The following is a 26016-nucleotide window of genomic DNA, read 5'->3' on the forward strand; positions in this document are numbered from 1 at the left end:
AGCACGACCCTACTGCGCGGGCGTGGCCGAAATATGCAGGCGCGTCGCCTATCCTGGGCCGATGGACTCTCTGGTCACCGTGGTGGTGGTCGACGATCATCCGTTCTTCCGTGACGGGGTGGCGCGAGGGCTCACCCAGAGCGGCCGGATCCGGGTGGTCGGCGAGGCCGGCGACGGCACCTCGGGGCTGGAGGTCATCCGACGGGAGGACCCGGACGTCGCCGTCGTCGACTACCAGATGCCGGGCATGACCGGTGTCGACGTCGCGCACGCGGTGACCCGGGACGGCCTGCGTACCAAGGTGCTGTTGCTGTCGGCGGTGACCGACGGCCCGATCGTCTTCGCGGCGCTGGAGAAGGGCGCCGCGGGCTATCTGTCCAAGGATGCCGACCGCGACGACATCGTGGGTGCGGTGACGCGGGTGGCCAAGGGCGAGACCGTGGTGCCTGCCGAACTCGCGGCCGGACTGGTCGGCGAGATCCGGACACGGTCGCAGTCGGACGCCCCGGTCCTCAGCGAGCGGGAACGGCAGGTGCTCAACGGCTTTGCGCGCGGCCTGTCGATTCCGCAGGTGGCCGCCGAGCTGTACATCGGTGCCGCGACCGTCAAGACGCACACCCAGCGCCTGTACGAGAAGTTGGGGGTCTCCGATCGCGCCGCCGCGGTCGCCGAGGCGATGCGCCGTGGTCTCCTCGAATAGCCTCACGTCGAGCGGGCCGTCCCCCGCGCGCGGGCTGATCGACCTGGCCGCCGAGCCGCGTATCTCGTCGATCCTCGTCGACCACGCCCTGCGCGGCATCCGTGTTCAGGTGCTGCTGCGGTTGCTGCTGGGTGTGTTCACGATCTTCACCGTCGTGCTCGATCCACCGGCGCACGGTGCGGCGTTCTGTGTCGTTCTGGCCGCGGTGTACCTCGCGTGGTGCATCGTCGGGCTGGTGCTCGGCCCGCGCGGCGGGATCGTGGTGATCCGCTACGCCTGGCTGGCGCTGTTCGTCGACCTCGCCGTGCTGACGGTCCTGGCGATCGTGGCGAGTGCGTCGGATCAGATCAGCTGGACCTCGGACGTTCTGGTGAACGGATTCGCCATCGTGCCGATGATTGCGGCAACCCAGCTGCGTCCACGGGTCTGCGCCGCCGTGGTGATCCCGACCGTGGTGGTCTACTTCGTGAGCAGCGCGGTGGCGCGGGTTCCGAACGGGGAACCGTGGTCGCTGATCGTGTTGCGCACCCTGGTGATCGCGACGCTCGCGCTCGGCAGTGTGCTGCTGTCGAGCGTCCAGCGGTCGCGGGTCACGACCATCGGGACGCTCGCCGCGCAACGTGCCCAGTTGCTCGACGACACGGCTCGGATCGAGGAGCGCGAGCGCCGTGACCTCGCCGAACATCTGCACGACGGCGCGCTCCAGTACATCCTCGGCGCGCGACAGGAACTCGCCGCGGTGCGCGACGGTACCGATCCCGATGCGCTGACGCGGGTCGACGAGGCCCTGCGGGAGTCGGCACGCCTGCTGCGTTCCACGCTGGGCGAGTTGCATCCGGCGGTCCTCGAGCAGGCCGGGCTCGCGGTGGCCCTCGGTGACCTCGCCGCCGCCGTCGAACGCCGGGGCCCGATATCGGTGTCGGTGGACACCGCGGGGTGGCCGACCGATCTGCGGACGCCGGTCGATTCGCTGTTGTTCGCCACCGCTCGCGAGCTGCTGACCAACGTGGTCAAACACGCCGGTGCACGTTCGGTGGACCTGAGCGCGGAGTTCGACGACGGACGCGCCCGGCTGGTCGTCCTCGACGACGGACACGGCATCGACGAAGACGTCCTCGGCGAACGGGTGGCCGCCGGCCACATCGGCCTGGCGTCGCGCCGGGTGCGGCTCGAGGGGCTGGGCGGAACGCTGAGCATCACCCGACGCCCCACGGGCGGTACCGCGGCGGTGGCCGAGGTGCCGGTGCCGGACGACGTGAATCCCGAAGTGACATCATCGAACCCGTGAGCACCATCGTCTTCGTCCATGCCCACCCCGACGACGAGGGCACCGCCACCGCGGGCAGCATGATCCGGGCGGCCCGTGAGGGTCACCGGGTGGTCGTCGTCTATTGCACCGACGGGGACCCGGGTGTCGTACCCGACGACCTGGCGCCCGGCGAGACGGTGGCGAGCCGACGGCGCGGTGAGGCCGAGGCGTCGGCGGCCATCACCGGTACCGCCCGGGTGGCTTGGCTGGGGTATGCCGATTCGGGGATGACGGGCTGGGCGCGCAACGACGCCGACGGCGTGTTCGTACGCGCTGACCTCGGGGAGGCGGCACGTCGTCTGGCCGACCTGTTCGACGAAGAGGGCGCCGCCGTCGTGGTCGGCTACGACTGGCACGGCAATTACGGCCATCCCGACCACATCATGCTGCACAAGGTCACGCTGGCCGCTGCGGACCTCGCGGCGACCCGGCCGCGCTACCTCGAGGTCACGATGAACCGGGACCTCATGCGACTGATGTTCACGCTTGCCACCGAGATCGGCATGGAAGGGTTCGATCCCGACATCCGGGGCGACGACGGGAACCCGGTCGGCACTCCCGAGGAGGAGTTGCACTGGGCGGTCGACCTCGGTGACGACGTGACCACCAAACGTGCGGCGCTCGCCTGTCATGCCAGCCAGACCGACGTCCGACAGATCCTGGCGATGCCGGAGGAGATCTTCCCGTACGGGTTCGGCACCGAGCACTACCTCGAACCCGGTCGGCCACCCGGCATGGTTCGGGGCTGGTGGCTCGATCACCCACCCGCCGGCTAGCCCACCGGGTCACCCCGGACTTCGCGCGGGCCGCCGACGAAATCCCGGAAGCGCCCGGCCGCGGCGGGCAACGGGCGGGGGCGAAACCACGTCAGTCCGATCTCGCGGGACTCCCCGGCCAGCGGCACCAGGACCACGTCGACGTGTGGGTCGGAGTCCTCGACGGGCACCACACCGACGCCGAGGCCCGCCCCGGCGAGGCCCGTGATGGTCGTGAGTTCGCTCGATTCGAAGGTGATCGCCGGGGTGATCTCGGCGGCGGCGCACAGTTCGTCGAAGATCCGTCGCATGCCGAATCCCGGTGCCATGGCGATGAATTCCTCGTCGGCCGCCTCGGCCAACCCGATCGACGAGCGTCCGGCGAAGCGATGGTCACGAGGTACGGCCAGAGCGAGGCGTTGCTCGGTGATCGGCACCCACGCCATGTCGGTGCGCATCGGTCGGGGTGACACGATCGCGAGATCGGCATGGCCCTCCACGACGTGCCCGACCACGGTGGCCGCCGCATCCTGCGTGAGGGTGAACCGGGCGCCGGGGTTCTCCAGGCGGAAACGGCGGATCAGATCCGGGACCAGCCGCACCCCGAAGGAGTGCAGGAACGCCAGATGCACCGCACCGTGCGCCGGCATCCGCAGCTCGTCGATCTCGCGCCCGGCCGCATCGAGCTGCGCAACCGCCCGCCGCGACCGGTCGAGATAGATCTGCCCGAACCGGTTGAGCACGATGCTGCGGCCGTGGCGATCGAACAGTGCGACACCCATCTCCCGCTCGAGCCGCGCGAGGAATCGGGAGAGCGTGGGCTGGGAGACGTGGCACCGGGCTGCCGCGACCGTCAGGTTCTCGGTCTCGGCGATCGCTATGAACCACCTCACCTCGTCGTGCACGAAGATCGATACTACCTGCGGTCATACAGGGATGAATCGATCTGCACACAAGACTTCATTTCTCTATCAGCACGTGCGCGACGACTCTGGACGGTGATGACCACCGACACCGCACGAATCGCCCTACCCGACCGGCACACGCTCGGCTCGCCGGGCTACCGACGCACCACCCTCGCGCTCTTCGCCGCCGGCATGACCACCTTCATGGCGCTCTACTACGTGCAGGCACTGCTCCCGCAGTTGTCGGAACACTTCGGCATCTCCCCGGCCACCTCGGCACTCACGGTGTCGCTGACGACCGGCTTCCTGGCTCTCGCGATCATCCCGGCGAGTGTGCTGTCGGAACGATTCGGTCGCGTGCGGGTGATGGTGATCTCGGCGGTCGCGGCGTCGGTGATCGGCGTGGCACTGCCGTGGTCGCCGACGGTGGAGATCCTGCTCGCCGGCCGTGCCGTGCAGGGTGTGCTGTGCGCCGGGGTGCCCGCAGTGGCGATGGCCTATCTCGCCGAGGAGGTCGACGGCCGATCCCTGGGGACCGCGATGGGCCGCTACGTCGCGGGCACCACGATCGGCGGGTTGACCGGACGCCTGATCCCCGGATTCGCCGTCGACGTCGTGTCGTGGCAATGGGCGCTGGAGATCGCCTGTCTCGTGTCGCTGGGTTTCGCCCTGGTCTTCGCCCGCACCGTGCCGACCTCCCGGTTCTTCGCGCCACAACCCGTGTCGCCGAGCGCCACGCTACGCAATCTACTTGCGCACCTGCGGGATCCGCGGTTGCGTCCACTGTTCCTGCTGGGCTTCGTGCTGATGGGCGGCTTCGTGACCGTCTACAACTTCCTCGGTTACCGATTGCTGCGCGCGCCGTTCGGCCTGAGTGAGGCGGTGGTGGCGCTGGTGTTCGTGATGTACCTGGCCGGCACCGTCACCTCCGCGCTCGCGGGACGGCTCGCCGATCGGATCGGGCGTCGGCCGGTCCTGATCGTCTCGATCACCACGATGCTCGCCGGTCTGGCGCTCACGGTGCCGGACACCCTGTGGCTCATCCTGTTCGGGATGCTGCTGTTCACCGGCGGATTCTTCGGCGCGCACTCGGTGGCCGGCGCCGGGGTTTCGGCGCAGGCCACCGAGCATCGCGCGGAGGCGTCGTCGCTGTACCTGTTCCACTACTACCTGGGCAGCTCGGTCGTGGGAGCCCTTGGTGGACTGGCCTTTTCCGCGGCCGGCTGGGTGGGGGTCGCGGGGTACGTGGCGACGCTGTCGGGGCTGGGCCTGGCAGTCGTCGCACGGATCAGATCTGCGCCAGGGCGGCCCCGGCGGCGTGGAAGCCGCCCATCCCGTGGACACCCGCTCCCGGCGGGGTCGCCGACGAGCAGATGACCATGCCCGGAACGCCGAGCGAGTAGGGATTGCGGGTGGCCCTGGGGCGAAACACGATCTGTCGTGCGGTGTTCGCCCCGGCACTGATGTCGCCCCCGGCGTAGTTGGCGTTGTACTCCTCGAGGGCGGCCGGACTCCGGGTGGAGGTCGCCAGGATCCGGTCGCGGAACCCGGGTGCAAACCGTTCGATCTGTCCGATGATCGCGTCGGTCGCGTCTCCCGAGTAGCCGTGCGGCACATGCGCATACGCATAGATCGGGTTGACCGAGCCGTTCGATCGGCCCGGGTCCGCGAGATACTGCTGACCGAGAAGCACAAAGGGACGCTCCGGCATTCGGCCACGGGTCGTGTCCCGCTCGGCGGCGACCATCTCCGCCGCGGTTCCGCCGAGGTGCAATGTACCGGCACGCGCGCAGTCCTCGTTCGTCCACGGGATGTCACCGTCGATCGCGAAGTCGACCTTGAATGCGGCTGGGCCGAAACGGTATCGACGCAGCGCGCGACGCACGCGGCCGGGCATCGCGTCGCCGACGATGCGCATCGCGGCATCTGGGGCCGTGTCGAGGACAACGGTGTCGGGCCGGCGGCCGGTGAGGTCGCGCAGTTGCTCCAGCGAGGTGATCGGTGTGCCGGTGATCACCTTGCCGCCCATCGAAGCCAGTTCGGCGAGAAGCGCTTTCGTGATGCTCTGCGACCCGCCCGCGGCGACGGGCCAGCCGACGGCGTGCGCCGCCGCGGTCAGCATCATGCCGACCGAACCGGACAGCGGGGTGTCGAGCCGTCCGAACGCATGGGCGGCGACGCCCATGAAGAGCGCGCGTGCCGGATCGTCGGAAAACCGTCGAACCGTCCAGGTGGCCGGGGCGAGCGCATTCACGCCGAATCGTCCGAGCACCACCGGATGGCGGGGCAGATGTGCCAGTGGCCGGAACACCTCCCCGATGAGATCATCGAAATTCGCTGTGGGACTGGCGAAGAGACGCTCCCACGCCCGCGCGTCGAACCCGAGGGACTGCGCGGTGTGGGACCGATCCCGGGCGGCCAGCCCGGCCCGGCCGTCGTCGAGCGGATGGGCCAGGTCGATCTCCGGCCACCGCCAGCGCAGCCCGTGGCGTTCGAGTCGCAGCGACGCGAAGAACGGTGAGGCGACGCCGGTCGGATGGAATGCCGCGCAATCATCGTGCAACACACCGGGAACCGTGAGCTCGCTGGTGCGCGTGCCGCCGCCGGGCTTCTCGTGCGCCTCGAACACGGTGACATCGAGGCCGGCCTGGGCCAGCCGGATGGCGGCGGCGAGCCCGTTGGGCCCGCTGCCGACCACCACTGCGGTCGTCATGCGAGCGCACCCTTGCCGGTCGTCAAGGTCTCCTGGCGGCGGTAACCATCCGCGGTCCACGACACCTGCAGTGGCACCGGGCCATTGGGCAGCCACGGCTGCTCCTTGACGCAGTCGCTGACACTCCACGTCCCGCGCTCGACGACACCGAGGGCGGCGTCGATGACGCGGTACTCCTGGGGCCGGCTCTTCCGGAACGGGGTCGGCTGCGATTCGCAGTACGCGACGACGAGGTCACCGGGCTTCAGGTCGAGTCGCTTCTGGACCGCGGCGACCAGCCGCTCGTCGTGCAGGTGTCCGTCACCGAAGTTCCAGCCCAGGATGGTGTTGCAGATGAACTCGCCTTCACGGGTGGAGCGCGAGTCGATGTCGTCGAGGTGCTCGTAGAGGACCGAGAACAACCCGCGGCCCTGGCTGTGCATCGACCGCCAGGCGAGCGCCTTCTGGATGGTCATGTCCGCATCGTCGCGCTCGTACGGTGTGGGCAGCATGCGCTGCAGCTGATCGACCTGGTTCTCCACCAGCGGGAGTTCGTTGAGCCGTTCCTCGATCCCCGGCTTCATCGACCAGACGGCCGAGGCCCAGTTGCCGGCGTACTGCCGCATCGACGGCAGGAACGAGATCAGGTCGGGACGCAGGTTGCCGACCACCGGGCCGAAGCACAGGATCGCGAACACCGGGATCAGCAGCCACGGCTGCGAGAAGTTCCAGATGTTGTAGACCGAGGCGTCGAATCCGACCCACAGGACGATGGCGATGTACCCGAAGTAGACATTCCATTCCAGCGGCACCGCGAGCGGGAACGTCGAGGTGATGTAGATGTGCAGCGCCACGATCACCACGGCGGCGATCACGGCGACGGTGGTGTTCGCAGTGAACAGGAGCACCAGCGGGATCGCGATCTCGACTGTGGTGCCGGCGATGTGGGCCAGGAACCAGGCGACCTTGCTGGGCCGGATGTCGTCCGGGGCATTGCGATAGCAGAGCCGCTTGACGAATCGGGGCTGGCCCGGGCTGTTGGACACCATCGGCGGGATGACGTTGAGGAAGTGCTCGCCGACCTTGGACCAGCCCGCACAGATCCAGACGACACAGATGATGATCTTGAACACGACGACAAGATTCACGAAGTTCGCCGCGGTCGCCCCGTCACCGAGCGCCATCGCACCGAAGATCGCCGAGAACAGCATGATCGGCCCGTACTGTTCGCTGCGTGCCGCGAGGAAGATGACCTTGTCGCGCAAGCCCATCAGCGGCATGGTGATCAGGATCGGGATGAACGCATACGCCGGGATCAGCTCCTGCGGACCGGTGCCGGCGGGCACGGCGTGCACCGGCACGGCGGAGATCACCAGCGGATACACCAGACTCGCCAGCACGCCCAGATACAGCACGACATCGACGATCGTGCGGGTGTCCCCGCCGGTGCCCGGCACATGCCGGCCCCACGGAGCCATCCGGATGGTGCCGGTCCGAATCCAGTAGCGCACGTTGCCGAGCATCGGGGTGAAGTGCCCGCACAGCGGGCCGAATGCCCCTGCGAGACCGAGGACCTCGAGCAGCATCAGCCAGACGGCGAGCTTCTGGTAGACGACGATGTTGTCGAACCAGCTGCTCGGGTCGGTGAAGTACACGTGTTGCGAGGTCCATGCCGTGATCGCCAGTCCGACACCGAAGTACAGTCCGAGCATCTTGAGGATGTAGACGACGTGCAGCATGCGGGGTGTGCCGAATCCGTCGTCGACCCAGTGGGTGCTGAGGATGCGCATGCGCTCGCGCAGCGGGAGTCGCACGAACTCCGAGGGTTCGACGGGCTGTGGTGATGGAGAGATGAATCCCATCTCAAACTCCTTGTGGTGCAGGGTCGGCGACGAGTTGCGCACGGAGCGCGGGCTTGTCGATCTTGCCGACCGGGTTCTTGGGCAGGGCGCCCGTGATGGTGATCGAGACCGGGATCTTGATCTTGGTCAGATGCTGTGCACATACGTCACGGAGTTCTGATTCCGTGACCGTTCGCTCCGGATGGAGCGTGACGTAGGCGACCGGAACCTCCCCGTATGCCGGGTGGGGGGCACCGACGACGGCCGCCTCCAGGACGGCTGGGTGCCCGTGCAGAACGGTCTCGATCTCCTTGGGGTAGATGTTCTCTCCACCGCGGATGATCATGTCCTTGATCCGGTCGACCAGACGGAGGTAACCGTCCTCGTCGAGGATCCCGACGTCGCCGGTGTGCAGCCATCCGTCGCCGAGTGCGTCGGCTGTGGCCTCGGGTCGGTGACGGTAGCCCTGCATCACGGTGGGGCCCTTGATGACCACCTCACCACGTTCGCCGGCCGGCAGCAGGGCTCCGTCGCCACCCATGATGGCGACCACCTGTCCTGGCAGTGCGATACCGACGGTGCCGATCTTGCGTGGGCCGTCGACGGGATTGGCCGTCGAGGCGCAGGTGCCCTCGGTCAGTCCGTAACCCTCGATCAGCGGAAAGCCGAAGCGCTCCTCGGTATTTCGCAGGAGCTGCGCGGAAGCCGGTGCGGCACCGCAGATCGCGAACCGCACCGAGGAGGTGTCGGCGGACATCTCCGCCGGGAGTGCCACCAAGTGGCTGTAGATGGTGGGCACCGCGGAAAAGTAGGTCGGCCGCAATCGTTCGATCGCCGTGAGGAATTCAACCGGTGCGAACCGCGCGAGGATCGAGAGTCGGCCGCCGGCGATCATCGTGGCCAGATAGCTGACGCAGATCGCGTTGACATGGAAGAGCGGCAGCACCAGCAGACAGTGATCGTCTGCGGTGAGGCGCAGGGCCTCGACCATCGAGCTCGCCATCGCATGGATGTTGCTGTGGTTGAGTTCAACTCCCTTGGGGCGACCTGTCGAACCGCTGGTGTAGACGAGCAGTGCCAGATCGTTGGCCGACGTGGTCGGGGCGGACAGCTGCTCGTGCACGGGGGCGATCCGCAGGTCGTCGACGAGCAGGCTGCGGCGGCCGCCGTCTGGAGCCGACGTGCTGGCACGCACCACGAGTTGCGCGTCGGAGTCGGTGATCTGGTAGTCGGCCTCCGATGCGGTAAAGACGGGATTGATCGGGGTCGCCGCCGCGCCGAGTCGCCATGCCGCGGCGAGGCACACCAGAAGTTCGACTCGGTTCGGGAGCATCACGGCGACAACCGATCCGGCTCCGACGCCGTGATCGGCGAACTGTTCGGCGGCAGCCTCCACTCGATCGGCGAACTCGCGATAGGTCAGGGTGATCCGCTCGTCGCGGACACACGGGCGGTCGGCGCGGTCGGCCGGCTGATTCCAGGGCAGGTAGGTGAGATTCATCGTCGGCACCTCAGAACAATCCGGCGTCGAAGCCACCGTCGAGAACGAGGCCCGAACCCGAGCAGAACGACGATTCGTCGCCGGCGAGGAACAGCACCGCCTTGGCGATCTCCTCGACGGTGCCGTAGCGCCCCTGCTTCTGCGCGATGAGCGCATCGAAACCGCCCGAGGGCAGGCCGAGCGCGGTCTCGAAGGCCTCGACTTGGTCGGTGACCAGGTGCGTGCCCACGAAGCCCGGCAGGACGGCGTTCACCCGTACCCCGTGGGCACGGAGTTCTGTTGCCGCCGTCTTGGTGAGGTTGACGACCGCGGCCTTGGTCGCGGCGTACGAGGAGACCAGCGGGGTTCCGCTCAGGGCGGTCACCGAGCCGAGGGTGACGATGCTGCCGCCGCCGCTCGCGATGATGGCCGGCGTGGCATAGCGGATGGCAAGGAAGACACCGTCGAGGTTGACGGAGGTGACCGACCGCCACGCCGCCAGGTCCATCTCGACGATCGGGGCCACCGCCGCGATGCCCGCGTTGGGGATCATCACGTGCAGCCCGCCATAGGTCGCGACCGTGGCATCGATGAGGTTCTTGACCTGATCTTCGTCGCGCACGTCGCAGGCGACGGCGGTCGCGTTCGGCATTCGTGCGGCGGCCTCCTTTGCCGCGCCTTCGTCGACGTCCGAGACGACGACGTTGGCGCCTGCCTGGCAGAGCTGGTGGGCAATCTCCAGGCCGATGCCGTGCGCCGCTCCGGTCACGATCGCGGTTCTGCCGGTGAGATCGGGTGACATAGGACTTCCTTCAGGTCGGGGCGTTGTGAACTGCGATGAGAGTAGTGAGCAAGGACGAGCGCGCGATTGTGTCGAGGACACGAAGTTTCGGACAGGGTTTGTGATGGGGGTCATATGGCGACTCTGTTTGCGGTGCATCAGCACAAGTAGTCCGCCGAGCGTTTGGTTCCGGAGTACAGTGCAGGCCGACGAGAGGACTCTTCGATGGGTGCGCACCTCAGCGCCGACCAACAGCGCAAGGTGGGACTGCGGGTCGCCGAGATCGCCAAGACGATGGGCGCCGAACTCCCTCGGCTCGGCACCACGCTGCACGAGGAGATCGCGAACTCGATCCCCGAGTTGCGCGGCGACGACGTCATCCTCGAGCTGCTCCGGGCGAGTTCGGAGAGCAACGTGGAGACGTTCCTCCACGTTGTCCAGCACGACATCAACGTCGACGACGTGCGGCCGCCGCCCGCCGCCATCGAATACGCACACCGTCTGGCGCAACGCGCGATCTCGGCGAACGCCCTGCTGCGCGCGTACCGCATCGGACACAATCGGGTGCTCGAATGGGCGGTCACCGAGGTCGCGGCCACCGAACCCGACCGCGACGTGGAGTTCGCCGCCGCCCAGATCTTCCGGACCACGACCTTCGCCTACGTGGATCGGATAGCCGAACAGGTTGTCGCGGAGTACGAGTCGGAGCGCGAACGGTGGCTCGCCGATCGCAACACCGTGCGGACCGCGATGCTCGCCACCATCTTGTCCGGCCGAGACCACGACCTCGGCACCGCCGAGTCGGCCCTCGGCTACCGGTTACGCCAACATCATCTCGGTGTCGTGGTGTGGACCATCGAGGAGGACGGCATGCCGAGTGGCCTCCGGCGGATGGAGTCGCTGGTCGCCGCCATCGGCGACGCCGTGCACGCGGACGGACCGGCGTTGTTTCTGCCGCAGGACCGCAGCCTCGCTTGGTGCTGGATCCCGTTGGGACGCAATCTCGATGGTCACCGGATCGATCTCGATGCGATCGGGCGCCTGGTCTCCGATGCCGGCCCCGGCGTCCGGGTCGCACTCGGCCGCCCGCAGTCTGCGACCCACGGGTTCCGCAGCACTCACCAGGAGGCACAACGGGCGCACGCCGTGGCGTCGATCGCCGGCAACGTCGCCGTCACGACCTTCGACGAGCCCGGCGTCCAGCTGTGCTCGATCCTGGCGCGCGACCTCGACGCCACGCGGAGTCTCGTCGTCACGGCTCTCGGTGGATTGGCCGTCGACGACGAGAACAAGGCGCAGCTACGGTCGACGCTGCTCGCCTTTCTCGAAGCCGGTAGCAGTTACGTCGCGGCCGCCGAAGTCGTTCACCTGCACAAGAACACGGTGAAGTATCGGGTCGACAAGGCCCTCGAGGTCCGCGGCCGCCCCCTTTCCGAGGATCGGCTCAATCTGGAAGTGGCCCTGACGGCCTGCCGGCGGCTGGGCTCGGCCGTTCTGCCGACACCTCAGGAACGCGCCTGACGTCGATCACCCAGTGCTCGCATCACGCCGAGCAGCGGCAGTCCGACGCTCGGTGCGAGGTCCACAGCCCGGACCAGGGCACCACGCCAGCGCGGGAGTACCCGGAAGACCTGGCGACTGTCGATGAGTTCCATCCCGGCGCGCGCAACCGCATCCTCATCGAGCGGCTTCGGCCCGGAGAACAACATCGCGGCGCCGGGATCCGAGGCGTGTGAGGTCACCATCTGCGTGCCGACCACATCCGGGCACAGCGCGCGGGCGCGGATCGGCAGGCCCGCATGCTTGAGGTCGCCCTGCAGCGAGGTGGTGTAGGACAACACCGCCGCCTTGGTCGCGGCGTACAACGCGAGGCCCGGAACAGGGGGTGAGTGCCGAGATCGACGAGATGTTGAGGATGACGCCGCCGCCGCCCATCTGCGGGACCGCGGCCGCCGACCCCGCCATGACGCCCCGGACGTTGACGTCGAGGATGGTGCTGATCTCGTCGTCCGGATGATCCCAGGCGTCGCCGGCGAAGAGCACCCCGGCGTTGTTCACCCACACCGTGAGCTGCCCGAGTGTGGAGGCCTCGTCGGCAATCTTGCGGTGCGACGCGATATCCCTGACATCCTGGGCGAATCCGACCGCGCCGCGCCCGATCTCGGCTGCCGCACGCTCGGCGGCATCCCCGTCGATATCGGTGACGACGACCCGGTGGCCTGCGTCGGCGAGACGTCGGGCAAGGGCAAGACCGATTCCACGGCCGGCTCCGGTGACGACTGCTGTTGTTGTCATGGTCGAACCTTAGAACTCGGTCTGTGCCGGACGCTCGTGCGTGCCGCACAAGGCTTCGGCACGTCGTTGGTCGGCGCCCCCAAGTGGCATCGCCGAACCGAGCGCCCCTCTCCCCCCGCCGAGTAACCCTCCGCGACGCGCACAAGTCTGTCGTACCCCTGTTGTACGTTGTTCTCAGCAGGAAAGAGTGAATGAGGGGCCGCACCACCGAACACCACGGTGGTGCACAGGTCAGAGATGAATGTGGTTGTCCTGCAGTCATGCCCGCATCTCTGAAAGGTCCCGCTCGTGTCGACCCCGGCCGCGTCAGCTCCCACGCCGCTGTGGCGTGAACTGCCGGCACGGTTCATCGGCGGCATCGACCTCAAGCGCACCGACGACGCAGCGGTCAACGACCTGCTGCTGGGGATGAAGGATCTCGACCGCGGGCAGTCGTATCTGGCCTACTGCGACTACCGGTTCGCTTCTGCCCTACACACCAAACTTGTGGAGTCCCGCGAAGACACCGACGGCTTTGTGGTCGACGGCTTTGCCGATGCGGCCACCCGCATCTCCCAACTTCGGACCCTGACCCGCCGCCACGCCGAGATCCTGCTCGGCGAAGCCATCGCCCTCCGCGACCGGCTCCCGAAGGTCCTGGAATGCCTCGGTGACGGGGCGATCAGCCAACGCCAAGTCCGCACCATCCTGACCGGCACCGACCTCATCGACGGCAAGGACTACGCCCCGCTCGTCGACGCACAGATCGCCGAACGCCTGCGTGCCGGGTCCTACTCACAGCAACGGTTGCGCGACATGATCGACCGCATCGTCTTCCGCCAGGACCCCGACGCCGTGCGCGAACGCCGCAAGGACGCCATGGACAAGCGCGGCGTCTGGGTGGAGAACCGGGGCGACGGGACCGCGGAGCTGACCGCGGTCATGTCGGCCGAGAACGCGCGCATCGCGTACAAGAACATCGATGCCCTCGCTGCCCGCGTGTGTGAGCACGACACCCGGACCGCCGGCCAACGCCGCTCGGATGCCGAGTTCGCGCTGCTGTCCGGCTCGGAGTTCGGGTGTGAGTGCGGCCGAGACGACTGTGCGGTCGCCGCACCTGCCCTCGACCTCACCACCGGCGCCGGCACCCCGACCGACGGCTCACCGGCCTCAACCGCACAGGCCCCCGTCGCGCCGAGGTTCGTCATCCACGTCGTGTGCGATGAAGCAACTCTCGACGGCCGGGCGAACAATCCCGGCTACCTCGACGGGCACGGCGTCATCGACGACGAACACGTCCGGGAACTCGTCGCCCGCCCGGACGCGCGTATTTCGTATCTGGTCCCACCCGGCACTCCGATGGGTCCCGACGGCGGGTTCACCCTGCCCGGTCCGATCGCATCCGATTCGTACCGGCCCACCACCGCCCTCGACGACTACATCCGGATTCGCCACGGCCAATGCTCCGAACCCGGCTGCACCACGAGTGCCTGGGAGGCCGACGCCGAACACGTCGAAGAATACGATCACGACGACCCCACCGCGGGTGGGCAGACCACCTCGGAGAACATCAACCCGAAGTGCCGTCCGTGGCACCTGCTCAAGACCTTCTCGGGCTGGCTCGACGATCAGTGGCGCGATGAGGACGGTCGGCTGCGCACCGAAACCATCACCCCGGAAGGCCTGACCATCCCCGGCGAGGCAGAGACCACCGAGGACCTCTTCCCCGGACTACGCCGGGTCCGGTTCACCGCCAGACCTCAAGCACCACCACCGAATTCGCCGCCCGATCCACAACGGCCGATGCGCGCACGCACTCGGACGGAAAACAAACACGCCCGCAGGCGGGCAGAGAGGAACCGCAACCACAGACGCCGCCGGGAGGGACCACCACCACCGTTCTGACGTCGTCGGGTTCAGATCCCGGCCGTCGCCCCTGTCAACGGCGGACTCGCCGCCAACGACGTGTTCTCATCCTCACTGAAAGCCCTCGCACGAGAAAGGAATCTAACCCCCTCAGGCGCTTCCAGGCTGAACCCCGCACCGCGTCCCTTGACCACGTCGAGGATCAGTTGGGTGTGCTTCCACAGCTCGAACTGGTCGCCGTTGATCCAGACGCGTACGTCCGGGAGGGGTTCGGGGAGCTCGATCTCACCGACCAACACATCTCGTTGGGCGACACGGTATTCCCCGACGGGGTAGCACATGGGGGCCGAGCCGTCACAGCATCCGCCGGACTGGTGGATCATGAGACCGCCGTGCAGCTCCGAGAGTTTCGTCAGGAGCTGCACGGCGGCGTCAGTGGCGACCACCCGGTCGGGGATGGTGTCGGGATGTGCGTTGGTCATGGCTCACCTCTCGCTGTGATCTGAAGCACAGCGTAGTACGGCCGTTGTTGCAGTGGAGTTGCAGCGCGGCGTCACGCGGCGGTGTCGGTCGGCGCGACACTCCCGGTCGGCGCCGAGGGCTGGGCGGGCGTGACGGTCCCGGACGGGGTCGACGGCTGGGCCGGCGAGACATTGCCCGTCCCCGACGGAGTCGACGGCTGGGCCGGCGAGATGGGACCGGAGGGAGTCGACGGCACCGCCGGATTCACTATCGGCAGCGCCGGATGTGCCGGCGAGACGGTGCCGGTTGGCACCGACGGAACGGCGGGATTCACCACCGGCAAGGACGGTTGCGCAGGCGAGACGGTCCCGGCCGAGGCGCCACCACCACCGGTCGCCAACGTGCTGTAGGAGCTGGTGGCCGCCGCCGTCGCACCACCGTGGTCGAGCGCCGTGATTCCGACCGCCGCGGCGGCGATCAGTGCACATCCGGCGATCGTGGTGATGACCATGGTCCGGCGACGCTTCGGAGCGCGTGCCGCGGCCTCGTGGTCGATGACGTCATCGCGGTGGTTCTGGGTGATGGTGGACATGGCGGCTGCCTCGATTCTCCGGTCTCCCGGGCGGTGTTGTTTCCTTGAACACCTTCGAGTTTCGTCGCCGGAGGGCCGCTCGCAGATCCACCGCACGGTGGATTGGCCGGTGGATCGTGACCTCCCCCGATCGGGGGACGGCCGGCCCCGGACAAGACACCGCGCCGCAAGAATGGTGCCGTCGTCCCGACCGTCGGTTATCGGCGAATGATGCCGAGATCGGTTGCGGCGGCGACGGCAGCCGTCCGCGAATCCACGTTGAGCTTGGCGTAGATGCGGGCCAGGTGGGATTTCACAGTGCCCTCGGTGAGGTGCAGGCGGGCGGCGACGCCGTGGTTGGACAGGCCCTCGCCGACCAGGCTGAGTACCTCGGTCTCGCGGCGGGTCAGGGCGGCACCCGGTATTCGGAGTCGGTTCACCAGACGATCGGCGACCGCGGGTGCGAGTGTGGTGCGCCCCGTCGCTGCGGTCCGTACCGCTGTGGCGAGGTCTTCCGGCGGTGCGTCCTTGAGGAGATAACCGGTGGCACCCGCTTCGATCGCGGGCAGGGTGTCGGCGTCGGAGTCGTACGTTGTCACGATGAGCACGCGTGGTGCATCTGGTCGGGCGGTGATCAGTGCGGTGGCGTCGGCTCCGCCCATCCCGGAACCGAATTGCAGGTCCATCAACACGACGTCGATGTCGCCGGCGGCCGCGCGCGTGACCGCGTCTTCAGCGGTGGCGGATTCGGCGACGACGACGATCCCTGGTTCGGTCTGCAGGACGGCACGCAGTCCGGCGCGGACGATCGGATGGTCGTCGGCGATGAGCAGCCGGATGGGTTCTTCAGTCATGAGCTGCCGTCCCGTCGTCGGCCGGGACCGGGGTGGGTATCCGTACGGTGAGCCTGGTGCCCTGTCCGGCACCGGATTCGACGGTGAGCACACCTTCGAGGTCACGTGCGCGGGCCCGCATGGCGGGCAGGCCGAATCCGCCGGTGCCGGGGTCTGGGGTGGGTGGATTCGTGGTGTCGAAACCCTTTCCGTCGTCGATGACCTCGAGGACGACGTGATCGTCGAGACCCCGGAGTGTGACGTCGACCGCGGTGGCGTCGGCATGCCGGACGGCGTTCGACAGTGCCGACTGGGCGATTCGGAGGATGCCGACCTCCTGTGCTGTCGTCAGCGGCGGCTGCACGCCGACGAGATGGAACCGCACAGCGATCCGGTCGCGTTGAGTTGTGTTCGCGCACAAACGCTTCAGCGCCTCGGAAAGGGTGACGTCGTCGAGGGAGGGCGGTGCCAACGCCGCCACGAAACGCCGCGCCTCCGCCAGATCGTCACTTGCGGCGCGCCGGGCTTGGACGATGTAGTCGATTGCGGTGTCCGGCGCGGTGGGCACCGATCGCTCGGCGGCGTGCAGTAGCAGCTGGATGCTCGAAAGTCCTTGCGCCAGTGTGTCATGGATCTCACGGGCCAATCGGTCGCGCTCGGCGAGGACACCGGCGGTGTGTTGCGCGGCCGCGAGATCGGCTCTGGTGGCGGTGAGTTCGTCGATGAGTTGGCGGCGACGGTCACTCTCACGGTAGAGCGCCTGGTATCCCCAGACGACGGCTACCGCGACGGCGGCTCCCAGCGCCGGCCCGATCGCCATCGCCGGACTGAAAGAGCCCTGATGGAGGGCGAAACCCACGATCGCGGCGACGGTGGTGACGACAACGACGGCGAGTCCGGTGCGGCGAGGCAGCAGATGGAGTTGCAGGAAGTACATCGGGAACGCCACCCAGACCGCGTCCGGGGTGAGGATCAGCAGGACCAGCCATGCGGCGCCCACCGCTGCCAGCCACACGGCGGCGGCCGTGCGCGAGCGGCGCACATACGGCATCGACGCACCGATCCCGTAGATCGCACCACACGCGACCGCCGCGACCACCACGGCTCCGGCATGAGGGCGGTGGTCGATCGCTGCACGGTCGGCGGCGAGGCCCAGCAGCCCCACGACCAACAGATGCATGCACCACTCGAGCACCCGCGGTGTCGGTGTCGGTGTCGGCGGATGGGTGCTCACAATGCATTCAGCCTACGGAGGGCGGCGACAGCTGACCTCCATCAAAAGATACAAATCTGCCGCCAACGTTCGACCGGCGATATGACGTCTTGCGGGCGACGCGCGGGACCCGCGCGTCGATGACAGTGGAGCGGTAGCAATCGAACCCCGGAAAGGACTGGCTCGCGCCGTGTTTGTCGCCTGGAGAGACCTGAGGTTCGCCAAAGGACGCTTCGCCCTGATGGGTGCCGTCATCGTACTGATCACCCTGCTGGTCGGTCTGCTGTCGGGACTGACCGGCGGGCTGGGACAGCAGAGTATCTCGGCCATCACCGGACTGCCCACAGACCAGATCGCATTTCAGAAACCGGTCGGTGGCCAGCCGATCTCCTACGCCAACTCCACCGTCTCCGAAGATCAATGGCGTGACTGGGCGGCGGTCCCCGGTGTGGAACGCGCCGAGCCGCTGGGTATCACCACCACCAGGGCGGTCGCCGGTGACCGGAGCACCGCGGTGTCGGTATTCGGGGTGGAGCCGGGGTCGACGCTCGCACCCGAGGGTGACCGTATCGCCGACGACACCGTCGTGCTGTCCACCGCTGCGGCCGACGGCCTGGCGGCACGCACCGGCGACGACGTGACCGTCGCGGGACAGCGTGTGCGCGTCGCCGGCGTCGAGGGCAGCGCCTACTACAGCCATACCCCGGTCATCTGGTCGAGCCTCAACATGTGGCAGCAGATCGCACCGCCGTCGGGCGGAAATGGACGCACCGCTACCGTCATCGCCCTGACCACAGCACCCGGCGTCGACCTCGGCACGGCCGACTCGCGCATCGGCACCACCACCGTTGCACCGAAGCAGTCGCTGTCGGCGATCGGTTCCTATACGTCGGAGAACGGGTCGCTGCAAGTGATGCGGGCCTTCTTGTTCGTCATCTCCGCACTGGTCGTCGGCGCCTTCTTCACCGTCTGGACGATCCAACGCAGTGGCGACGTCGCCGTCCTCAAGGCGCTCGGCGCATCCACCGCCGGTCTGCTCAAAGACGCACTCGGACAGGCGATGTTGTTGCTCGTCGCTGGTACCGCGACCGGCACGGTACTCGCCGCCGGCCTCGGGGCGCTCGCCGGCATGACCTCGGCCGTGCCGTTCGCGCTGACCGCGACCAGCATCCTGCTGCCCGCCGCCGTGATGATCACCCTCGGCGCTCTCGGAGCCGCCCTGTCCATTCGCCGGATCACCTCCGTCGACCCGCTGACCGCACTGGGGAGCACACGATGAACCAGCAGCTCAACGGTTTGACTCTCGACGATGTCACCCTGACCTACCCCGACGGCGAGACCCGGCTGACCGCCCTCGACCACGTCTCCCTCGAGGTGCCGAGGGGCAGCCTGACCGCAGTGGTCGGACCGTCGGGTTCGGGGAAATCGAGTCTGCTGGCGGTGGCCGCCACCCTGATCGCCCCCGACTCCGGGACCGTCGCCGTGGCCGGCACCTCGGCAACCGGCATGTCGCGCGGCGAACTCGCCCGACTCCGCCGCGACACGATCGGCATCGTCTTCCAGCAACCCAACCTGCTTCCGTCGCTGACCGCCGTCGAACAACTCCAGGTCATGGCACAGATTCGCGGGCGCAGGGTCCGAGACGCCCGGCCCCGCGCCCTGGACCTCCTCGATCTGGTCGGGATGGCCGCCGAGTCCGAACGTCGCCCGCATCAGCTCTCCGGCGGACAACGCCAGCGAGTCAACATCGCTCGGGCACTGATGAACGATCCCGCTGTCCTGCTTGTGGACGAGCCCACGAGCGCGCTCGATCACGAACGCGGCGCCGCGATCATCGACCTGATCACCCGTCTCACCCACCAGCGATCGACGGCGACCGTACTCGTGACCCACGACCGCACCCATCTGGCCACCGCCGATCAGGTCGTCTCGGTTCATGACGGGCGGGTGACCCCGACGGTGGCGGCGGTGGGCGGTTAGATGGTGCGGCCGGCTGGTCGCCGCGCCGCGATCACATCGGGATGACCGAAGCCAGCATCACCGCCGAAGCCACGACGCCGGTGTCGGGGATTGGCCACCCGAGCGGGGGACGACCGGCCCCGGACAAGACACCGCCCCGCACTCTGTTCGAAGAGTGCGGGGCGGGGCTGTTCACCGGGCCTGGTCTGACCGACCGATCAGAAGAAGCCCTTCGCATTCTGCGCGTAGCCGACCAACAGGTTCTTGGTCTGCTGGTAGTGCTCGAGCATCATCAGGTGGGTCTCGCGGCCGATGCCGGACTGCTTGTAGCCACCGAACGCGGCGTGTGCCGGGTAGTCGTGGTAGGTGTTGGTCCACACACGGCCGGCCTGGATCTCGCGGCCTGCACGGTAGGCGGTAGCGCCGTCGCGGCTCCACACGCCGGCACCGAGTCCGTAGAGGGTGTCGTTGGCGATGTGGATGGCGTCCGAATAGTCCTTGAAGGTGGTGACGGCCAGCACCGGGCCGAAGATCTCCTCCTGGAAGATGCGCATCTTGTTGTTGCCCGCGAACACGGTCGGCTTGATGTAGTAGCCGCCCGCGAGGTCGCCGCCGAGTTCGGCCGGCTCGCCGCCGATGAGGACGTCGGCGCCCTCTTCCTTGCCGATGGCCAGATACGAGCTGATCTTCTCGAACTGGTCGTTGGACGCCTGCGCACCCATCATGGTCTCGGTGTCGAGCGGGTCACCCTGCTTGATCTTGCTGACGCGCTCCACGGCCTTGGCGATGAAGTCGTCGTAGATGCCTTCCTGGATGAGCGCGCGGCTCGGGCAGGTGCAGACCTCGCCCTGGTTGAGCGCGAACATCGAGAAGCCCTCCAGCGCACGGTCGAGGAAGCCGTCGTCGGCCGACATGACGTCGTTGAAGAAGATGTTCGGGCTCTTGCCGCCGAGCTCGAGGGTGACCGGGATCAGGTTTTCCGACGCGTACTGCATGATCAGGCGGCCGGTGGTGGTCTCACCGGTGAACGCGATCTTGCGGATGCGGTTGCTCGATGCCAGCGGCTTGCCCGCCTCGACGCCGAAGCCGTTGACGACGTTGATCGTGCCGGCCGGCAGCAGGTCACCGATGAGGCTCATCAGGAACAGGATCGACGCCGGGGTCTGCTCGGCGGGCTTCAGGACGACGGCGTTGCCGGCGGCCAGTGCCGGGGCGAGCTTCCAGACGGCCATCAGGATCGGGAAGTTCCACGGGATGATCTGTCCGACGACGCCGAGGGGCTCGTGGAAGTGGTAGGCCACGGTGTCCTCGTCGACCTCGGAGATCGAGCCCTCCTGGGCACGCAGCGCGCCGGCGAAGTAACGGAAGTGGTCGATGGCCAGCGGGATGTCGGCGGCCAGCGTCTCGCGGATGGCCTTGCCGTTATCCCAGGTCTCGGCGACGGCCAGCTTCTCGAGGTTCTCCTCCATGCGATCGGCGATCCGCAGCAGCACCAGGGCGCGGTCGGCGACGGGCACCTTGCCCCACTGCGGAGCGGCCTTGTGGGCGGCGTCGAGGGCGAGCTCGATGTCCTCGGCGGTCGACCGGGCGACCTCGCAGAACGTCTTGCCGTCCACCGGCGACGGGTTCTCGAAGTACTGTCCCTTCACCGGCGCGGTCCACTGACCGCCGATGAAGTTGTCGTAGCGGGACTCAAAGCTCATCACCGATCCGTCGGTTCCCGGCTTCGCATAGACGGCCATTTGTGCTCCTCAGGTTGATTCGAGTGAGGGATTTCCAGTTGTCACATGTGCCACGGAGGGGCACGGCTTGTGATCTGCTGCACACCGTATGAGGTGTGGCGTTGCACACACGTTGCAGCCGGGTACCCAACGTTGCAACGTCGCGAAATCGCAGGTCAGCTAGTTGCCGGCGCAGTCGGTCAAGCCGGCGATCCGGTCGAGTGCAACGTTGAGCAACTCTGGTGAGCATCCGACGTTGAGCCGCGCGAAGCCGTTGCCCGGGACGCCGAACGCCGGACCCGAGTGCAGGGCCACCCGGCCGCGGTCGAGGATGACGGCCGCCGGGTCGTCGCCGAGGCCGGTCTCGCGGAAGTCGAGCCAGGCCAGGTACGACGCGGCCGGCCGGTACATTCGGACGCCGCCGAGCTCGGGCAGCCGACGCTCGAGCAGGTCGAGATTGCCGACGATGGTGGCGATCGTGTCGTCGAGCCACGCCTCGCCGTGCTCGAACGCGGCTTCGGCCGCGGCGCGACCGAGGATGCTGGTCCGGAAGCCCACCTCCTCGGGCTGACGGTCGAGAAGGCCGCGGGCCCGCTCGGACGCCGCCACCATCAGTGCGCATTTCGCGCCGGCCAGGTTGAAGCCCTTGCTCGCCGAATGCGCCGCGACCCCGACCTCGCGCGCAGTGTCGCTCACCGACAGGAATGGCGTGAATCCCACACCCGGGTGGACGAGCGGCGCGTGGATCTCGTCGCTGACCACCGTCGCGCCGTGCTCCGCCGCAAGATCGGCCAGACGGGCGAGGTCCGCCGGCGGATGCACCAGGCCGAGCGGATTGTGCGGGTGGCACAACAGCATCGCGCGGGCGCCCGCCCGCAACTCCCGCTCGATGCCCGGCAGGTCCAGCGACCACCCGGTGTCGGCATCGCACAACAGCGGCACCTCGCACACCCGCCCGCCGGCCTCCGGGATGAGCTCGAAGAACGGCGGATACACCGGCGGGGTGATGATCACCGGGTCGCCCGGTGAGATCGCCACCCGCAGCGTCTCCACGATCACGACGCTGACGTCGGTGGTCAACCGGACATCGTCGGGGTCCACCTGCCAACCCCAGCGGCGCTCGGCGAAGCCGCCGAAGGCGGTGCCGACCCGGCCGGGCCCGCCACAATAGCCGAGGTCCGACGCGTTGACCTGCGCGATCATCGCGTCCGCGACCACCGGGGCCAGAGGGTAGTCCATCTCCGCGACGAACAGCGGCAGCACGTCGTCGGGGTAGGTGGTCCATTTCGCGCTGGTGCGTCGGCGCAGTTCGGCGAGGCCGGGGATGGGTGAGCTCGTCACGGTTCCAGGGTTACCAGTCGGCGTGACCAAGATCGGCCCGCTCCGCGCATTCCGAGGGGCATATCCCCTCGGAGCCTCGCCACGGCGCGGAAGTTGGCAGCGAACGCGCTCGCCTCGCCCGAATCGGACAGTGACGCAGCCGCGATCCTTCGGCAGACTAAATTCCATGACCTTCACCGCACGCGACTTTCCCGTCCGCATCGGCGTCCAGCTCCAGCCGCAGCACGCGCCCGAGTACTCGATGATCCGCGACGCGGTGCGCCGCGCCGAGGACATGGGCGTCGACGTCGCCTTCAACTGGGATCACTTCTATCCGCTGTACGGCAATCCCGACGGCGAGCATTTCGAGTGCTGGACGATGCTCGGCGCGTGGGCCGAGCAGACCACCCGCGTCGAGATCGGCGCGCTGGTGACATGCAACTCGTATCGCAATCCGGAACTGCTCGCCGACATGGCCCGCACCGTCGACCACATGTCCGGTGGCCGGCTCATCCTGGGCATCGGGTCCGGCTGGTTCGAGAAGGACTACGACGAATACGGCTACGAGTTCGGCACCGCCGGCAGCCGCCTCGACGACCTGGGTGCCGCGCTGCCGCGCATCGCCGACCGTCTCGGCAAGCTCAACCCGCCGCCCACCCGCGACATCCCGGTGCTGATCGGTGGTGGCGGTGAGAAGAAGACGCTGCGGCACGTCGCCGAGCACGCCGACATCTGGCACTACTTCGTCAACGTCGAGACCTACCAGCGCAAGGCGGCCATCCTCGACCAGCACTGCGCGACGGTCGGACGTGACCCCGCGACGATCGAGCACTCCGCGGGCCTGGACGCCAAGACCCCCGAGGACGCGGTCCGGAAGGCCGAAGGTCTGGTCGAGGCGGGGATCTCGCTGATCACCGTCGGCGCGTCGGGTCCCGATTACGATCTCGCGAAGCTCGAGGCGCTGTGCCGCTGGCGCGACAAGCAGAACGGGTAGGCCGCCCAGCTAGATTGGAGCGCATGGTTTCCAGCGCCCCGCGTGCCGCAGCCACCGTCCTCCGACTCACCCGCCTCGTCATCGTGGCGGTGTTCGCTGTCCTGGCCGTCCCCGGATTGCTCTCGACCGGTGCGGCGAACGCCGAGCCGCCGACCCGTCTGCCGACGCAGGTGGTCGATTCGGCGAACGTGCTCACGGCCGCGCAGCGCGGTCAGCTCCAGTCGTCGATCGATCAGCTCTACAGCGACCACGAGGTCCAACTGTGGGTGGTCTACGTCAAGACGTTCGACGGGATGCCGGCCGAGCAGTGGGCATCGGAGACAGTCACCGCCAGCGACCTCGGCGACCGGGACATCCTGCTGGCCGTCGCCACCGATGACCGCGGCTACTACTTCAGCGCCCCGGACAGCATCGACGGGCTCAGCCAGAGCGACATCGACGACATCGCGCGCGGCGACATCGTGCCCCAATTGAAGGCGGGCAATTGGGCAGGTGCGGGACAGGCTGCCGTCGACGGCATCTCGGATGCGATGACGCCCTCGCATACCGGCGCCTACATCGCGGCGGGCGTGGGCGGCATCGCCGTCGTCGGTGGTGCGGGCGCGTTCCTGTATTCGCGGCGGCGCAAGCGGCGCCAGGTCGAGGCCGGGGTCGAGTCGATGCGCGAGCAGGAACTGACCGGCGATCAGCTCGCCGCCCAGCCGCTCGACGTGCTCGACCCGTGGTCGCGAGAGGTGTTGACGGACACCGACAATGCGATCCGCACCAGCGAGGAGGAACTGTCGCTGGCGATCGGCGAGTTCGGCGAGGCCGAGACGGCACCGTTCTCGGCGGCACTCGGCGGCGCCAAACGGGCGCTCGCCGACTCGTTCACCCTGCGCCAGCGACTCGACGACAACATCCCGGAGACACCCGACCAGCGGCGCACCATGCTGGTGCAGATCATCGCCACGTGCACCGACGCGGATCGCGCGCTCGACGCCCAGGTCGACAACTTCGACCAGATGCGCAATCTGCTCATCAACGCCGACAGTCGGTTCGCCGAACTGACCCAGGCGCTGGTGGCCCTGCGCGCGCGACTCGACGGCTCCCGGGCGCGGCTCGACGCATTGATCGCCAGGCATGGGGCGGGCGTGCTCGCGTCCGTGGCCGACAACGTCGAGTTGGCCCGCGAACAGATCGATTTCGCCGAGCGCAGCGCCGACCAGGGCCGCGAGGCCGCGGCCGCACCGGCCGGTAAACAGGGGCCCGCGGTCGCGGCCATCCGTTCTGCGGAAGGCGCCATCCGACAGGCGACGACGCTGCTCGACGGGATCGACCACGCCGACGAGAACATCGCCGCCGCACACACCCGGATGCCGGCGCTCATCGACGAGGTCGACGGCGAACTACGCGAAGCGGCCGAACTGGCCACCGACGGCGGCCCGGCGCTGGCGACCGCGGTGGCGACGGCGACCACCGCGGTGGGCAACGCCCGCACCGGATTCGTCGGCGACCCGCTCGGCACCTTCACCGCACTCGTCGACGCGGACGCTGAGCTCGACAAGGCTCTCGATGCGGCGCGGTCCGCGTCCGCCGAACGCCGGCGACGTTCCGAGTTGTTGACGTCGGCCATGACGTCGGCGCAGGCGAAGGTCACCGCCGCCGCCGACTTCATCGCGACCCGCCGCGGAGCGATAGCCTCGACCGCCCGGACCCGGCTGGCCGAGTCTCAGCGCCTGCTGCAGGAGGCGCAAGCGACGGCGGCCGATGATCCGGCACGCGCCGCCGATGTCGCACGACGGGCCGGAGTCCTGGCCGACGAGGCGCTGATGGCCGCGCAGGGCGACGTCGTGCAATGGCAGCAGACGCAGCAACCGCACCGCCAGACGTCGGGTGTCGGCGGTGCGGTGCTCACGGGGATTCTGGTCGACAGCTTCCTGCGCGGCTCGATGCGCGGGGGCGGCTGGGGTGGTGGTCGTGGCGGTGGCTGGGGCGGCGGCTACTCCAGCGGCGGCCGCAGTCCCGGATCCTTCGGCGGCTCGGGCAGTTCCGGCCGGATCGGGACGGGCGGACGGTTCTAGCTCTGGTCAGCTCCGCCCGCGTCTGACCGTGCCCGCGTCAGCTCTTCTTACGTCCGACGACGAGGTAAGCGATCGGCCCGAAGTAGTTGATGAAACTGGCTGCCACCCAGAGCTTCTTCGGGCCCTTCACCTGATCGGCCGGACGCTTCTTGAGGTCTCGCAGGGCCACCGCCTGGAGCGCGAACTGGATGATCGCGCCGACGATGATGAGGGCGCGGGAGCGCGGTGGGAGCTGGTTGAAACGCTTGCGTTCGGCCATGCTCCCACCGTACCGGCG

General features: G+C 68.2%; 22 protein-coding genes and 1 pseudogene. 10 read left to right on the forward strand and 13 right to left on the reverse strand.

Translation table 11 applies throughout. The features are described from left to right. Positions 1 to 61: 61 nt before the first annotated feature. Genes ACWDTI_RS03960 through ACWDTI_RS03970 form a run of 3 tightly spaced genes read left to right on the forward strand, consistent with a single transcriptional unit; the run spans position 62 to position 2785 of the window. The gene (locus tag ACWDTI_RS03960; protein ID WP_449736731.1) at positions 62 to 700 is read left to right on the forward strand and encodes a response regulator; all 639 of its coding nucleotides are present in this window, start codon (positions 62 to 64) and stop codon (positions 698 to 700) included. Beyond that, on the forward strand, positions 684 to 1988 hold the full coding sequence (locus ACWDTI_RS03965; RefSeq protein WP_449736732.1) for a sensor histidine kinase: 1305 nt from the start codon (positions 684 to 686) through the stop codon (positions 1986 to 1988). Before ACWDTI_RS03960 ends, ACWDTI_RS03965 begins: the two co-directional genes overlap by 17 nt. Then, positions 1985 to 2785 carry a PIG-L deacetylase family protein gene (locus tag ACWDTI_RS03970; RefSeq protein ID WP_449736733.1) on the forward strand — a complete coding sequence of 267 codons (801 nt, stop codon included), beginning with the start codon at positions 1985 to 1987 and terminating at the stop codon, positions 2783 to 2785. The genes ACWDTI_RS03965 and ACWDTI_RS03970 overlap by 4 nt, the downstream gene beginning before the upstream one ends. Here the strand turns inward: ACWDTI_RS03970 and ACWDTI_RS03975 are convergent. Beyond that, a complete protein-coding gene (locus ACWDTI_RS03975; RefSeq protein WP_449736734.1) occupies positions 2782 to 3669 on the reverse strand; it encodes a LysR family transcriptional regulator in 888 nt (295 codons plus the stop codon). The genes ACWDTI_RS03970 and ACWDTI_RS03975 overlap by 4 nt on opposite strands. Positions 3670 to 3765: 96 nt before the next feature. On the opposite strand from ACWDTI_RS03975, the gene ACWDTI_RS03980 reads away from it, so the two are divergent. Next, positions 3766 to 5046 carry an MFS transporter gene (locus ACWDTI_RS03980; protein WP_449736735.1) on the forward strand — a complete coding sequence of 427 codons (1281 nt, stop codon included), beginning with the start codon at positions 3766 to 3768 and terminating at the stop codon, positions 5044 to 5046. On the opposite strand, the gene ACWDTI_RS03985 is transcribed toward ACWDTI_RS03980, so the two are convergent. Genes ACWDTI_RS03985 through ACWDTI_RS04000 form a run of 4 tightly spaced genes read right to left on the reverse strand, consistent with a single transcriptional unit; the run spans position 4958 to position 10484 of the window. Further along, a complete protein-coding gene (locus tag ACWDTI_RS03985) occupies positions 4958 to 6382 on the reverse strand; it encodes a phytoene desaturase family protein (RefSeq protein ID WP_449736736.1) in 1425 nt (474 codons plus the stop codon). The two genes, ACWDTI_RS03980 and ACWDTI_RS03985, sit on opposite strands and share 89 nt — an antisense overlap. Continuing rightward, positions 6379 to 8223, reverse strand: a complete 1845-nt coding sequence (locus tag ACWDTI_RS03990) for a DUF3556 domain-containing protein (RefSeq protein WP_449736737.1) — start codon at positions 8221 to 8223, stop codon at positions 6379 to 6381. Before ACWDTI_RS03990 ends, ACWDTI_RS03985 begins: the two co-directional genes overlap by 4 nt. A 1-nt stretch (position 8224) precedes the next feature. After that, positions 8225 to 9703 carry a class I adenylate-forming enzyme family protein gene (locus ACWDTI_RS03995; protein WP_449736738.1) on the reverse strand — a complete coding sequence of 493 codons (1479 nt, stop codon included), beginning with the start codon at positions 9701 to 9703 and terminating at the stop codon, positions 8225 to 8227. A gap of 10 nt (positions 9704 to 9713) precedes the next feature. Beyond that, the gene (locus ACWDTI_RS04000) at positions 9714 to 10484 is read right to left on the reverse strand and encodes an SDR family NAD(P)-dependent oxidoreductase (protein ID WP_449736739.1); all 771 of its coding nucleotides are present in this window, start codon (positions 10482 to 10484) and stop codon (positions 9714 to 9716) included. Positions 10485 to 10688: 204 nt separating this feature from the next. Between ACWDTI_RS04000 and ACWDTI_RS04005 the strand changes: the two genes are divergently transcribed. After that, positions 10689 to 11984, forward strand: coding sequence for a PucR family transcriptional regulator (locus tag ACWDTI_RS04005; protein WP_449736740.1), 1296 nt, complete (start codon positions 10689 to 10691; stop codon positions 11982 to 11984). Here the strand turns inward: ACWDTI_RS04005 and ACWDTI_RS04010 are convergent. Further along, positions 11969 to 12758 (reverse strand): annotated as a pseudogene (locus tag ACWDTI_RS04010) (SDR family NAD(P)-dependent oxidoreductase). The gene ACWDTI_RS04005 and the pseudogene ACWDTI_RS04010 overlap by 16 nt on opposite strands. A gap of 288 nt (positions 12759 to 13046) precedes the next feature. Here ACWDTI_RS04010 and ACWDTI_RS04015 point away from each other — a divergent pair. After that, on the forward strand, positions 13047 to 14642 hold the full coding sequence (locus ACWDTI_RS04015) for a DUF222 domain-containing protein (RefSeq protein WP_449736741.1): 1596 nt from the start codon (positions 13047 to 13049) through the stop codon (positions 14640 to 14642). A gap of 11 nt (positions 14643 to 14653) precedes the next feature. Here ACWDTI_RS04015 and ACWDTI_RS04020 read toward each other — a convergent pair whose 3' ends face one another. The 4 genes from ACWDTI_RS04020 to ACWDTI_RS04035 all read right to left on the reverse strand — a co-directional run bounded on the left by ACWDTI_RS04020 (position 14654) and on the right by ACWDTI_RS04035 (position 17703). Further along, positions 14654 to 15085 carry a DUF779 domain-containing protein gene (locus ACWDTI_RS04020; protein ID WP_449736742.1) on the reverse strand — a complete coding sequence of 144 codons (432 nt, stop codon included), beginning with the start codon at positions 15083 to 15085 and terminating at the stop codon, positions 14654 to 14656. Positions 15086 to 15156: 71 nt separating this feature from the next. Then, positions 15157 to 15657: a hypothetical protein gene (locus tag ACWDTI_RS04025; RefSeq protein ID WP_449736743.1), complete on the reverse strand. Its 501-nt coding sequence runs from the start codon at positions 15655 to 15657 to the stop codon at positions 15157 to 15159. Between the two features lie 197 nt (positions 15658 to 15854). Beyond that, a complete protein-coding gene (locus tag ACWDTI_RS04030; protein ID WP_449736744.1) occupies positions 15855 to 16490 on the reverse strand; it encodes a response regulator in 636 nt (211 codons plus the stop codon). Next, a complete protein-coding gene (locus ACWDTI_RS04035) occupies positions 16483 to 17703 on the reverse strand; it encodes a sensor histidine kinase (RefSeq protein ID WP_449736745.1) in 1221 nt (406 codons plus the stop codon). Before ACWDTI_RS04035 ends, ACWDTI_RS04030 begins: the two co-directional genes overlap by 8 nt. Positions 17704 to 17923: 220 nt before the next feature. On the opposite strand from ACWDTI_RS04035, the gene ACWDTI_RS04040 reads away from it, so the two are divergent. Further along, positions 17924 to 18961, forward strand: coding sequence for an ABC transporter permease (locus ACWDTI_RS04040; protein WP_449736746.1), 1038 nt, complete (start codon positions 17924 to 17926; stop codon positions 18959 to 18961). Beyond that, positions 18958 to 19662 carry an ABC transporter ATP-binding protein gene (locus tag ACWDTI_RS04045; protein WP_449736747.1) on the forward strand — a complete coding sequence of 235 codons (705 nt, stop codon included), beginning with the start codon at positions 18958 to 18960 and terminating at the stop codon, positions 19660 to 19662. The genes ACWDTI_RS04040 and ACWDTI_RS04045 overlap by 4 nt, the downstream gene beginning before the upstream one ends. Positions 19663 to 19859: 197 nt before the next feature. Here ACWDTI_RS04045 and adh read toward each other — a convergent pair whose 3' ends face one another. Together adh and ACWDTI_RS04055 are read right to left on the reverse strand one after the other, a co-directional pair. Next, positions 19860 to 21383 (reverse strand): aldehyde dehydrogenase, encoded by a 1524-nt coding sequence (gene adh, locus ACWDTI_RS04050; protein ID WP_449736748.1) that lies wholly within the window; start codon positions 21381 to 21383, stop codon positions 19860 to 19862. A gap of 159 nt (positions 21384 to 21542) precedes the next feature. Further along, positions 21543 to 22703 carry a MalY/PatB family protein gene (locus tag ACWDTI_RS04055; protein WP_449736749.1) on the reverse strand — a complete coding sequence of 387 codons (1161 nt, stop codon included), beginning with the start codon at positions 22701 to 22703 and terminating at the stop codon, positions 21543 to 21545. A 166-nt stretch (positions 22704 to 22869) separates the two neighbouring features. On the opposite strand from ACWDTI_RS04055, the gene ACWDTI_RS04060 reads away from it, so the two are divergent. Both ACWDTI_RS04060 and ACWDTI_RS04065 read left to right on the forward strand, forming a co-directional pair. Continuing rightward, positions 22870 to 23676, forward strand: coding sequence for an LLM class F420-dependent oxidoreductase (locus ACWDTI_RS04060; RefSeq protein ID WP_449736750.1), 807 nt, complete (start codon positions 22870 to 22872; stop codon positions 23674 to 23676). Positions 23677 to 23699: 23 nt separating this feature from the next. Beyond that, on the forward strand, positions 23700 to 25739 hold the full coding sequence (locus tag ACWDTI_RS04065; RefSeq protein ID WP_449736751.1) for a TPM domain-containing protein: 2040 nt from the start codon (positions 23700 to 23702) through the stop codon (positions 25737 to 25739). Positions 25740 to 25776: 37 nt separating this feature from the next. On the opposite strand, the gene ACWDTI_RS04070 is transcribed toward ACWDTI_RS04065, so the two are convergent. Beyond that, on the reverse strand, positions 25777 to 25998 hold the full coding sequence (locus tag ACWDTI_RS04070; protein ID WP_449736752.1) for a hypothetical protein: 222 nt from the start codon (positions 25996 to 25998) through the stop codon (positions 25777 to 25779). Positions 25999 to 26016 lie beyond the last annotated feature (18 nt).

This window comes from Gordonia sp. NPDC003424 (assembly GCF_053588655.1).

Bases quoted from the DNA above. Each gene is read 5' to 3' on its own strand.
- ACWDTI_RS03960 (WP_449736731.1), top strand. From the start codon at position 62: ATGGACTCTCTGGTCACCGTGGTGGTGGTCGACGATCATCCGTTCTTC.
- ACWDTI_RS03980 (WP_449736735.1), top strand. From the start codon at position 3,766: ATGACCACCGACACCGCACGAATCGCCCTACCCGACCGGCACACGCTC.
- ACWDTI_RS03985 (WP_449736736.1), bottom strand. From the start codon at position 6,382: ATGACGACCGCAGTGGTGGTCGGCAGCGGGCCCAACGGGCTCGCCGCC.
- ACWDTI_RS03990 (WP_449736737.1), bottom strand. From the start codon at position 8,223: ATGGGATTCATCTCTCCATCACCACAGCCCGTCGAACCCTCGGAGTTC.
- ACWDTI_RS03995 (WP_449736738.1), bottom strand. From the start codon at position 9,703: ATGAATCTCACCTACCTGCCCTGGAATCAGCCGGCCGACCGCGCCGAC.
- ACWDTI_RS04000 (WP_449736739.1), bottom strand. From the start codon at position 10,484: ATGTCACCCGATCTCACCGGCAGAACCGCGATCGTGACCGGAGCGGCG.
- ACWDTI_RS04005 (WP_449736740.1), top strand. From the start codon at position 10,689: ATGGGTGCGCACCTCAGCGCCGACCAACAGCGCAAGGTGGGACTGCGG.
- ACWDTI_RS04020 (WP_449736742.1), bottom strand. From the start codon at position 15,085: ATGACCAACGCACATCCCGACACCATCCCCGACCGGGTGGTCGCCACT.
- ACWDTI_RS04025 (WP_449736743.1), bottom strand. From the start codon at position 15,657: ATGTCCACCATCACCCAGAACCACCGCGATGACGTCATCGACCACGAG.
- ACWDTI_RS04030 (WP_449736744.1), bottom strand. From the start codon at position 16,490: ATGACTGAAGAACCCATCCGGCTGCTCATCGCCGACGACCATCCGATC.
- ACWDTI_RS04040 (WP_449736746.1), top strand. From the start codon at position 17,924: ATGGGTGCCGTCATCGTACTGATCACCCTGCTGGTCGGTCTGCTGTCG.
- ACWDTI_RS04045 (WP_449736747.1), top strand. From the start codon at position 18,958: ATGAACCAGCAGCTCAACGGTTTGACTCTCGACGATGTCACCCTGACC.
- adh (WP_449736748.1), bottom strand. From the start codon at position 21,383: ATGGCCGTCTATGCGAAGCCGGGAACCGACGGATCGGTGATGAGCTTT.
- ACWDTI_RS04060 (WP_449736750.1), top strand. From the start codon at position 22,870: ATGACCTTCACCGCACGCGACTTTCCCGTCCGCATCGGCGTCCAGCTC.
- ACWDTI_RS04065 (WP_449736751.1), top strand. From the start codon at position 23,700: ATGGTTTCCAGCGCCCCGCGTGCCGCAGCCACCGTCCTCCGACTCACC.
- ACWDTI_RS04070 (WP_449736752.1), bottom strand. From the start codon at position 25,998: ATGGCCGAACGCAAGCGTTTCAACCAGCTCCCACCGCGCTCCCGCGCC.